Here is an 11,977-nt window from a genome sequence, read left to right on the forward strand (position 1 = left end):
AAAGCATCCTGCCAACAGAAAAAGTCCCCTGCACAGAGCCGCAAGCAGCACCTGTACAGGGGACATTTCCATTCCGTACTTATTCGTATTTGTCCGTACCAACAACGTGGGCGCGAACCGCCTTTCCCTTTTCCACCGTGGAAATCTGCCGAGGGGATTCAGCCGCTTGGGGGATACCCGCGGCAGCCGCCTGCTTAAAATTCCCGTCTTCATCTTTTTCGGCAAACACCGTGTTCAAGCGGAAGCGGCCAACCGTTTTCTTCAGCATTTCCGCCTGGCCGGAAAGTTCCTCACTGGCTGCAGCGGTTTCTTCCGAAGTGGCCGAATTGGTCTGTACCACACTGCTAATCTGCTCAATACCCTCGGTCACGTGCTCCACCGCAGTGGCCTGGTCATTGGAATCGCGCGAAATCTTTTCGATGGAAATCGCGATTTTATCGATGGCTTCTACTGCCGTTGTCAACGCTGCCGCCGTGTCATTGACAATATCGGTGCCTTCCTGTACGGCGTTCTGCGAGGTTTCAATCAGTTTAGCTGTACTCTGAGAAGCCTCCTGGCTCTTGTTCGCCAGATTGCGCACCTCATCCGCGACCACCGCAAAGCCTTTGCCGGCCTCTCCCGCGCGAGCCGCCTCAACGGAAGCATTTAGCGCCAGAATATTGGTTTGGAACGCAATATCCTGAATGGTCTTGACAATCTTCGCAATCTCGCCGGAGCTTTCACTGATATGGTTCATCGCCGTAATCATCTGCTGCATTTTTTCGTTGCTGGAAATCATGTCCTGCTGGCAGCCGACCGCGTCGCCGCTGGCACGCTTGGCGTGCTTGGCATTCGCCTGAATTTTTTGAGAAATATCTTCCACAGTCTGCGTCAGGCTTTCCAGCGAGCTGGCCTGCTGCACCGTGCCCTGGCTGAGCGACTGCGCCGCACTGGAAACCTGATCCGCGCCGCCGGAAACCTGGTCTGCGGACTGCTGTATTTCTTTCAGCGTTGCGCACAGAGCACCGTTGATGTTGCGCATATAGTCCAGCAGTTTGGTAAGGTCGCCATTGTAAAGCTTCAGGTCTTTCGAGCGAACCTCAAAGTTGCCCTGCCCCATCTCGGAAAGGATGTGACCCTCGTCCTGAATGACCTCATTCAATACATGGATGAGCGTGCGCATCGAGTCTGCAAGACTGCCCAGCTCATCTTTGGCCTGATACGAAAGGCGCACCGAGTCGAAATGACCGGCCGCCATTTCCTTTGCCGCACGTTCCAGTTCGCGGATTGGCTTTGTCATGAGCTTGGAAAGGGAAATACCTATGAAAATGACAAACGCCATGGTCAGCAGGTTAAAAATCACAGTGATTAGAATAGACCGGTCACGCACCCCCTGCGCCGCCGCATAGCTGGCGTCTGCAGATTTCTGCGCGTTTGCCTGCACATCCTGCAGAACGGACACCAGGTTGTCCAGCGTGGGCTGGTAATCGCGGAAATAAATTTGAGAAGCAATCTCACTTTCGTTGTTGTCCACATAGTTAAGAATCTGGTCGCGCGTGGTCGCCAGATTCTGCACCACGCTCATCATAGACTTCAGCTTTGTCTGGTCGCCCTGATAAACCTTGCTCAGCTTGTTTAAAGTGTCGCTGTAGTTGCTGAGGTTCTTTTTCGCGCTGTTAATAAACTCTTCCTTTTTTGAAGCATCGTCAGACATAATGGAATACCCGACAAACTTCGCGCCGGTTTCCAAACTGTTTGCGGCACTGGTGGAAAGCTGCACCGCCTGATACGAATGCTCGTAAAAGTTTTGAAATTGATTCGCTGAGTAGATGAGATTTCCCAAAGAAATTCCGGTGGTGAGAAAAACGAACGCCAAAATCGCCGTGAAAATCACAAACAGCTTTCGTGAGATCTTTAAGTTCTTCATGTTCTTCCTCCATTGAAAATCCTGCCGGCCCGCCGTTTCTGCGCCTTTTGCAGTAAGCGGCCGCCTGGTGAGATGTACTTATGGTAACTGCAATAGTTCTTGGTTTTCAAACCAATTTTCAAGTATACCCGATTTTTCGTCTGTTGTCCAGCCGGATTTTTTCTGCCGCACATCTCCTGCGCGGCTTTATGTGGAGCACAGTCACATGAAGATGAAAGCACTATGCAAAATAGGAATGTTACATCTTTATAATCGCACCGTATCGGCGATTTTTCAACGTTTCGCAGGAAAATTTTCCGGGGAAAATTGTCGCTTGTTGCATTGACAGTATTAGGAAGATTGTGATACTCTATTATGGAATAGATATTATCTTTTTTACGTAATTTTTCCCATAAAATAAGACTTGTTTGCACGCGGAAACAATTCTATATGAAAAAGAGGACTTTGCTATGCTGAAAAATATGGAGAAACGAAAGAATGTATCCACAACCATCCGGCACACGCTGCGCAAGGCGGTGTCTTCCGTGCTGGCTTTTGCTGTAACAGTTTCTGCCTTTACAGGACTTGCACCACTGTCGTCGCACGCGGCGGATGAGGGAGATACTGGAACTACTCAACCCTCGCAGTCTGCAACCTCTACGTCGTCCGCAGACCCACACAACAAGGGACTGATTACAAACTTAATCAGTAAAGCCGATTTGAAAGCGGGCGTAAGCGTCAGCGGCACCACTCCGACTACCAGCGGCGCCAGCTACAGCTGGAATGCAGACAATTCTGACTGGGCCGGCGCCATCACATACAACTTTACCATCCCCATGGATAAAATCCAGCGCAGTTACGGAAATAAAGACAGCGCGGTTGAAGCCGATTACACCTATGACCTTGACCTGCCGCCTGAAATCTGCACCGGTATCAGCAATGTTGGAGGCACTGTGAACGTTACCGCAACCTTTACAAATGCCATCCAGTTGGAAGGTACCACCACAACGATTACTACCATGCCAATTGGAAGTGTTTCGATTGTTGGCCCTACCGCTACCACGAAAAAGGCAATTCTAACACTAGGAAAATACAAAAAAGCCGATAGTGCTACTACGCTCTCTGCCATTCCGAATTATGACGCCTTACTAAACGTCTATGCGAAACAGCAGGACGGTTCTTCACAGGTCAATGACAGCTATCGGCCCAACTGTTCCTTTCAACTGAATTATAAACTCGAAAAATCAGCTGTAAATGTCAATCAGCAGTCTACAGTTGCCTATTATTTCGGTGGCGGTGATAACAAGAGCCGAGACGCAAGCTACTTTACACTTGATTTGCAGTTCGCAGAGTATACCCCGCAAACCCCTGTGATTGACCTTTCCGGCCATCAGGTTACGACTACGCAAACGGTTTCTATCAATGGACAATCCACAACCTTTACAGACGTCAGCACCGGGGAAATTGAATGGACAGCGGTCATCACACCAAATAACTGTTCCTATACAGATCTTGTTTACGAAATGCCGGGTGATTATGTAGCAAATTCTTTTGTTTTTAAGGGAAACTCCTCGCAAAACGTAACAGCAGATAGCTCGTCCGCAACGGTAAAAGTCACGTTTTCAAACGCATTGAACTTATATGCTGACTCCGCTACCAAACAAATTGTGCTGACCTACCGAACACGCCCGGCAGACAGCGACTTTGTGCAGCCTTCCCACACCTTTGGATCCAATACAAACACCAAAGCGCTTACCAGTACCATTACGGCCAAAGCCGGTTTAACCTTTGCAGGCGGTTCTTTCCCAAGCCCTGAAGCCAGTGTAGACTTTTCACAGACATGGCTGCGGAAAAAAGGTATCTATATGAAAAGCAGCAATCAGGTATATTGGATCTTGCTTTTTAATGAAAACGCCCGCACTGTAAAAGATATTACCATTCAGGATGAATTGGATCAGCAAACCTTCACCGGCACAGTTTACGTCAGTACAAAACCAATTGTGGCGGATGATACTGCTCAAAACGTAGACACGCTTTGGACACTTAACAGTCCCAAACTGAGCGACGATAAACGAACGATGACAATTGATTTGAAGGATAAAACCGGTTCGACTACATTTAATAATCCTCTGTACATTTGGTACACAACCAAAGTAGATACGGACTTTTTTAATCAGGAAAATGCAGAGGAGGAGTCTGTAACGGATGACCCACACATTGGGTTTACACTAAACGATAAATGGACCGGCGCCACAGGAGCGGAGGAAAATACACCGGTTACTCCAGGTATTTCTGCCTTGCGAAAAGTTGGCGTTTATCACGCTGACACGCATACAATTGACTGGACCATTTACTTAAACGAAGCAACCGCACAGTGGACTTATGTGGATTTGCAAGATGTCATTGATTCCAGTGACGAAACGGGCAAGAGTGGTACCCGTCAACGACTAATTCCTCTGAATGATGTGACACCAATTGACGTAGGCACTGTTGACAGCAAGACACAGTCTGATATATTCAAAAACTATATTGAAATCAATGAGGGCGGTCAAAATAGCACGGAAAGTGTCGCAACGGGTACAATCGATACTACCACCTATCACAGCACAGCTGGCAGTACAGACTATTATACCAGTACGATTCACATAACATGGGCGGATTCCGACTCTGCCACTACTGCAAAAGAAAATAATGAATCGGCAGCTAAGGTTTTGCCTATCAAAAGCAAAAAAACAATCCACTACCGAACAATTATCACGGCAGGAGCTGATTATACCGGAAATGGCAAGGACGGCGGAACCGAATATAAGAATGATGCAAAATTATTCGTAAATCCGGGACCTGCTTCTCCTGTTTCCACAAATGTTACCCTTTCTGCCACAGATAATACCAGCCTTAAAAGCGGCACCACTCAAGTTACTGCCGTTAATCCTGTTCCTGATCCAAACAAAGGTCGGTTTGTTGCAGATAAATTTTACTGCACAACAGGAACTGGCGCTACAAAAACAGTCAGTACCACGGATAGTGACCAAGATTCTAGCATTGTAGATTCTAGCATTGTAAAGGATAAAAAGGGTAATCCTTTAATTGCGACTTACCATTACGAAAAGTGGGACACAACCAAAGCAGACAAGAGCAAACAGATTGACGAAGATGCTGTTACATTAGGCAGTGCGGACAGTCCAAAAGTTGAAACCGGAACTGTTAAAGTTACCAGTACCATGCTGCGTGCGGGTTTTACAAACGTGTTGGATAACGGTGCAAAATATGATTATGTCAAACATACATTAAAGCTGCAAGTAACCGTAAACCAAAACAAGCAGAGTGAAATGAACGGCTACTGCATCAAAGACGTCTTACCTACCGGAACCAGCTATGTGAAAGACAGTCTTTCCGGAACGCTGACAGACAGCAGCGGAACGGAAAACACCATCAATAAGATTAACGATTTAATCATTGTAGATGCTTCCACTTCTTCCGGTACCGTTTATTTTACCATCCAGAATACCCAGAATACTAGCGTCGACAGTAAAACTTTAACTTTCACTTTCAATATTGAAATTACAAAAGATTCGAGTCAGTCATCCTCTTCTGAACTGGCAGTACTTGCACTGGACGGCGATAAACCCCTTCCCAACTTTACCTTGAAGAATAACACTTATCTTTACAGTACCAAACAAAGCGCCTCGGCTGATACAAAGAACGAATCCCCTTTCGCCCAATGGACTGAACTAAATACCAATGACGATTCTGCAAATCAATCCGTAACAGTCGAAAGCCCAATCGTAGAAGAAAAAGTACTGCCGGAAGACACAAGCCATCACACTGTGCAGTATCAGCTGCTCGTCAATAAAATTGGCACTGCCATCAGTGGAACCAATAAAATCCCCATTTCTGTAAAGCTTCCTGCCGGAATGCAGGTCATCGAAAACAGTGTGCAGTTTCAAGATGTAGCGGTCACGTCAGATGGCTCCAGTGTCGACGAAGCCAGTATGAAAAACGCAAACGGTAAATATAGCGACAGTTATCCAGTGAAACAACTTGTCCCCGGTTCCGACTATACCTACAGCGTATCCGGTTCTGAAAATGGTACACCCGGACGCGGAACCCTCACGATATCGAAAACCGGAGATGATTTCTCAAGACCCTGCCGCATTCTGTTTACGGCAGAAGTTGGTTCCCTGGTTTCTGCCGGAACCGGTCAAAACCTAATCACCTATAATTATGAAACAAACATCAACACAACACCTGTCACCCTGCAAAGTGTGGATGAAGCGTCTACCCTTGCCACAAGTGATCGCGCGGTCATCAAAGTACAGAAAGTAGACGATTCCGGTACACCGCTTGCCGGCGCTTTGTTTGACATTCTGTGCACAGATATGCCTATGCTGACAGGCAGCCGTTTCGCTTCTGTTGCAACCAATAAAAACGGTCTGGCGGTATTCCGTGTCCCTGCGGGACACACTTATACCATTGAGGAATACCAAGCGCCAAGCGGCTACACCATGGACAGTTCTTCGCCCTTTACCAAGCAAAAAGACGGCACGGGCGGCGTGCAGTTGACCGTAACGACTGCGTCCCTCGGAAATGTATATCAGTATTACGGTACGGAAAAGGGCTTTTCTAAAGATACATCTTCTGGAAATGTTGTTTCGGTTGTTAACAAGCGCAACAATGACAGTTCCATTGTGCTCTATGCACAGTCAACGCCGCCTGCGTCTTCCACAACCAGCAGCACGGATTCTGCCGCATCCTCTAACACATCAAGCGTTACCGACAGTTCCAATGCCTCTTCTGCCGCCAGTTCTGCAGCCTCCAGTTCCACAGACAGCACCGCTTCCTCGGAAAGCGGCACCAAGGCCGTCTTTACCGGTGCGCTGCCACTGCGCGGTGCGGGAGAAACAGCTTCCAGCCACCTGTCTGGTACCGCGCTAAAAGGCGCTGTGTATGGACTCTACAAAGATGAGGCGTGTGATACCCTGCTGCAGCAAGCTACCAGTGACAGCAACGGCAAGATTGAATTCACGAAATTGGCATGGGGTGGCGATCCCTACTACATACAGGAGATTACACCTCCAGACCTATTTGCCTCTCATAAAACATCTACGCCTTATAAAGCTGTACTGACATCAGAAAATGACGTGACTTTCTCCGAAGGCGACCTCTCTGGTGAATCAAACTTTTTGATTATCAGCTATACCCCGAAAACGGGTACCGGTACTGTGCAGGTCACAAAGCTCGGCAAAGACACCGGCGAAGCAGGCTTAGGCGGTGCCGTCTTCCAGCTGCTCACGAAAGACGGAGCTGTCTTCCAAACAGCCACTTCCGCGGCCGGCACCGGCTTAGCTGCTTTCTCGAAGCTGCCGGCAGGCACCTTTATCCTGCACGAAGTCACCCCGCCGGAGGGATATCTACTCACTTCCGATGTGGATGCTGTCACTGTAAAGGAAGGCGAAATTACGAAACAAACGGTCACGGATTCGCCGGATCCCGCTTCGCAAATGGGGCACGTGACGTTGGAAATGAAGTACGACAAAGTTACAGACGCCCAAATTGGCAAAGAATATAACTTTACCGTCCGTCTGCAGGACGAAAGCGGGAACCCTGTAAACGGGAAATTCACCTACACCCGCAGCGATGGAAAAACGGGCAGCCTGACATTCGGGAAAGGCACCACTTCCAGCAGCACAACGAAAAAGCTCTCGCTGCGCACAGCCACTAGCTTTGCCAGCACGGACAGCACCGCTGGTCTTCCCATGACCATGAAAGACGGCAAAACTTCCACCACTGCTATCCTCAAAGTTCCGTATGGTTACCACTACACCATTGCCGCACCGACCATTTCCGGTTACACTTTAAAGTCCAAGAACAATACAGACAGCTACGTTTCCGACACCACTTCCACCGCCACATTTGACTACACGCAGACGGCCGGCAGCACGACTTCCACCGCCTCCGGCTCCAGTTCCACTGCTTCCGGCAGTTCCGGTACCTCGAATACCGGAAGCAGTGCTTCTAAGAGTTCGAATGTCTCCGGCAGTTCCTCTAACGCTTCCGGGCAAAATGCCAGCGGCGCTTCCGGGCAGAATGCAAGCGGAGCCGGAAAAAATGGAACAAACGGTACAAATGGTACCAACGGCAGCAACGCAAATGGGAAAAACGGCACGAATGGCACTTCCGGCTCCTCCGCAGCGAAAAAGGGCGAGACTCTGCCCAAAACCAATGTACCGGACACCATCCCGTTTTGGAGCGCCGGCTTGGCTGTGTCCCTGCTTTGCACGTTCTTTGTTCTGCGCTGGGGCTACAAACGGAGAAAGAAGGGGGAATAACAAATGTCCCGTTCAAAAAAAGCCCGTAAGAAAAGGCACATTGCCTTTCCGCTGTGCGTAGTTTCCTGTTTTCTGGCCATAGACTTCTTTGCATTCGGTCTGTTTTTTGAGCTGACCAGCCGCAGTGAAAGCCATAAGTTTTACGAAACACTTGCCACACGAACAGTTCAGCCCTCCTCCGCTTCTGCCGTCAAAATGACGCCGCAGATTGACTTTCAAAATCTGAAGGTCACTTGCCCCAGCGCAGTTGCGTGGATTTACAGCAGCGGCACGCCGATTGACTATCCGGTGGTACAGGCAAAGGACAACAAATTCTATCTTTCGCACCGGGCTGACAACACCAGCAACGAAAACGGCGCTGTATTCCTAAACAAAAGCAACTCGCCGAATTTCACAGACGACAACTCCATCCTCTTTGCGCACCATCTGGCGACCGGAGATATGTTTACCTCTCTGGAAAAGTATCGGGACCAGGCGTACTACAAAGAGCACCCAACCATGGATCTGATGACGCCGTCTGCCACCTACAAAGTCGAACTGATTGCAGGATATGTCCTGGATGGAGACTCCCCCATCTTTCCAACACGGTTTGCCACGGTCGAGGCACAAGAGCAATTCCTGCAAAACGCCCGCAAGCACAGTGTCTTTACCAGCAAAGTACAGGTTACACCGAAAGACCGGCTGCTCACGCTCTGCACCTGCACCTACGATTTTGACAACGCCCGCTTGGCGGTGATTGGCAAGCTGGTTAAGCAATCCTAAAAAGGTCACATAGCTCTCTAAAAAACCGACGTTCCTTTGTGAACGTCGGTTTTTCTGTTATTCTATTGTCTGTCGGTGCGCCAGCAGGAGTTCTTTCCAGCGGCGCTCCCAGATTTTCTTTGAAAAGCACTGGGCTGTTTGCACAGCGTGCTTCCCCATTTCCAGACGCAGTTCCCAGTCATCCGCCAGACGAACGATGGCCTGTTCCAGTGCATCCTTTTCTGCCGAAAGCAATACCCCGTTGAAACCGTCAATCACCAAATCCGTCAAGCCACCGACATTGCCCGCTAGCACCGGCTTTCCACACGCCATGGCCTCTAACAGGGAAAAAGATGTGCTTTCCGCATAGCGGGACGGCAGCAACACCAAATCAGCTGCCTGATAAGCAGTTGCCATCTTCTCCATGGGGTACCAATGATACACAATGCCACTTTCCCGCTCTGCAAGAAGCATCATCTGTTGTTCCGCCTGCTCTGTTCCCCGCCCAACAAACGAAAAAAGCAGATCCTCGCGCTTTTGCAGTAGTGCCCTTGCAGCTTCTTTCACAGCACCCCAGCCCTTGCTGTAAACAAGCCTTCGCGGATACAGGACTGTCAGCTTTTCCGATTTTTCTGCAGCGTCCGTCGGATGAAACATCGTGAGATCCACGTAATTGGGCAAATAAATTCGCCTGCACACCATTGACGGATGGACGGCGTTGAGCCAATGCAGGGTATTGGTATCCGTACTGACCAGCGTTTTGACGCGGTTCAGACCCGTAAACAACCTCCCGTACCATTCCTGTGACCGCCACCAGGGCGCTTTCTCTGCGTCCCACCAAATGCCCTGACTCACGCAGATTGCGTTTTCAAATACATATGGATACAGCAAATCCATGCCAAAATACAGATGCAGGTCATAGTCCTGTGCAAGCGAATAAAAACTCTTGTTCAAAGAAAGAAAAAAGTCCTCGTCAAAGCCACCCTCGCCAATGCCGAAAACACGAAATCCGTCATATTCTTTCTTCCAGTACAAACCGTTCGACGGCTGAAAAATATCCACTTGCCAGCCAAGCCCCGCCAAAAGCCGTGCCAGATCTCTGAGGTACCGCACCCGCCCGTCAGGCAGACAACGCGCCCCGTCCCGCTCCAGAAAGCGGCTGGTCAGCAGCGCTACCCGCTTTTTTTCGTCTGCAGATGGTGACGACTCCGGCAGCTGCAAGGTCAGCTCCAAGCACGGCCGCCAGTCCGGGCAGCTCTGGCGGGTACTGAGAAAAGCAGTTAAACGCTCCTCTTCCTGCTCATCTGCTGCCCGGAGCAGAATCCCATGGTTGCTGTCCGGACGTTCGTGCCAGACGCGCGCCAAAGGGGTAATCTCTGCAGAAACGGATTCGTAAACCGCGCATTCCGTCTGCAAAGGCAGTCCAACACAACTGCATGGCGGCTGTACGTCAAAACTGACTCTGCCGCGCTCCCACGCTTCCTTGACCGGACAGATCACAAATCCGTTTTTCGTTTCCATACAGTCGTTGCGGACACAATACAAGCGCAGCACCGCTTTTTCAATGACCGCTTCCGGCGGGACTTCCGCCAACGAAAACTGCATAAGAATCCTGTAAACCGCATCCTGCCGGAAACAACCCAAAAGACAAAATTCCTTTTCCGAAAAATTGTCATACGGCATGGTACTGTCCACATAGGTATCCGCAAAGGGATACAGCGTCATTTCTTTTTGCATACGTTACCTCTCTTTTCAGAATATCCTTTCCACAGTCTGCCGGCCACTCCGTGCACAGACCGTCTTTGGAAGAGAAAGCCTTTCCAAATTCTATGCTGTTTGGGGCTTGTTTCATGATAAGAACACAAAAAACGGAGCAGACATTCTAAGTCCAGAATGTCTGCTCCGTTTTTGAAACAAATTCAGAAAAGATTACGCAAAGCAAAAATCAAATAGAAATCTGCAAGGCGATGTCATATAAATTTTTGTCAAACACACGCTTCATGTTCAGCGCCTCTGTGATATCCAGATCGACAATCTTTCCGCCGCGCATTACGACAACACGATTGCTGCTGCCTTTTTCCAAGAGTTCCACCGCATGGTAGCCCATCTCGCTGGCGACAACACGGTCGCGCAGTGTCGGCGAACCGCCGCGCTGTACATGGCCCAAAATGGTGGCGCGCGTTTCAATCCCGGTGGTTTCCTGAATCTTCTTTGCCAGTTCCGCTGTGCCGCCGACACCCTCAGCCACCATGATGATGAAATGCTGCTTGCCGGTTTTCTGTGCAAAATGCATCCGGTCAACAATATCTTTCTGGAAATCCCACGCGACCTCCGGAACCAGAATGGAAGTAGCACCGACCGCAACACCCACCTGCAGTGCCAGATCGCCACAACGGCGACCCATGACCTCAACCACGCTGCAGCGGTCATGGGATTCGGCTGTGTCACGAATCCGGTCAATCATCTGCACGGCTGTATTCATAGCGGTATCGAAGCCAATGGTATATTCGCTGGAAGCAATGTCGTTGTCAATGGTACCGGGAATGCCGATGCAGGGCACACCCGCGCCGGTCAAATCCCGTGCGCCACGGAAAGAGCCGTCGCCGCCAATTACCACAACACCGACAACATTCAGCTTGCGGCAGGCCTCCGCTGCTTTCTCGACGCCGGCCTGCGAGTTAAACTCTGGGCTGCGCGCAGTGTAAAGCACCGTACCGCCGCGGCCGATAATATCAGACACACTGCGCAGGTTCATCTCCTCAACGTCTCCTGTCAGCAGGCCGTTGTAACCGCGGCGAACGCCCATAACGCCAAATCCCTTGGAAATACCGGCGCGAACTACCGCACGCACAGCCGCATTCATTCCGGGAGCGTCCCCACCGCTGGTCAGAACCGCAATGGACTTTGCACTCATTTCTAAAACCTCCAATTCTAGCATAAACCATTTGCAGGAAACCGCTGAAAAACGGCGGAATTCCTTAAATTTCTGGTACTTTTATTATAGTCTATTCCGGAAGAATCC

The 11,977-nt window shown here is 49.7% G+C and carries 5 protein-coding genes; 2 read left to right on the forward strand and 3 right to left on the reverse strand.

Annotated elements, in window-relative coordinates:
* Window positions 1-79: 79 nt before the first annotated feature.
* Window positions 80-1,906, reverse strand: a complete 1,827-nt coding sequence (locus tag PXC00_RS09355) for a methyl-accepting chemotaxis protein (protein ID WP_275845244.1) — start codon at window positions 1,904-1,906, stop codon at window positions 80-82.
* Window positions 1,907-2,355: 449 nt separating this feature from the next.
* Between PXC00_RS09355 and PXC00_RS09360 the strand changes: the two genes are divergently transcribed.
* Together PXC00_RS09360 and srtB are read left to right on the forward strand one after the other, a co-directional pair.
* Window positions 2,356-8,214 (forward strand): prealbumin-like fold domain-containing protein, encoded by a 5,859-nt coding sequence (locus tag PXC00_RS09360; RefSeq protein WP_275845245.1) that lies wholly within the window; start codon window positions 2,356-2,358, stop codon window positions 8,212-8,214.
* A 3-nt stretch (window positions 8,215-8,217) separates the two neighbouring features.
* Window positions 8,218-8,976: a class B sortase gene (srtB, locus tag PXC00_RS09365; protein WP_275845246.1), complete on the forward strand. Its 759-nt coding sequence runs from the start codon at window positions 8,218-8,220 to the stop codon at window positions 8,974-8,976.
* 57 nt (window positions 8,977-9,033) lie between these two features.
* On the opposite strand, the gene PXC00_RS09370 is transcribed toward srtB, so the two are convergent.
* Together PXC00_RS09370 and pfkA are read right to left on the reverse strand one after the other, a co-directional pair.
* Window positions 9,034-10,692: a glycosyltransferase gene (locus PXC00_RS09370; RefSeq protein ID WP_275845247.1), complete on the reverse strand. Its 1,659-nt coding sequence runs from the start codon at window positions 10,690-10,692 to the stop codon at window positions 9,034-9,036.
* Window positions 10,693-10,900: 208 nt separating this feature from the next.
* A complete protein-coding gene (gene pfkA, locus PXC00_RS09375; protein ID WP_275845248.1) occupies window positions 10,901-11,869 on the reverse strand; it encodes a 6-phosphofructokinase in 969 nt (322 codons plus the stop codon).
* Window positions 11,870-11,977 lie beyond the last annotated feature (108 nt).

The sequence above is a fragment of the Caproicibacterium argilliputei genome (assembly GCF_029211325.2).
In the GTDB taxonomy this organism is placed as follows: domain Bacteria; phylum Bacillota; class Clostridia; order Oscillospirales; family Acutalibacteraceae; genus Caproicibacterium; species Caproicibacterium argilliputei.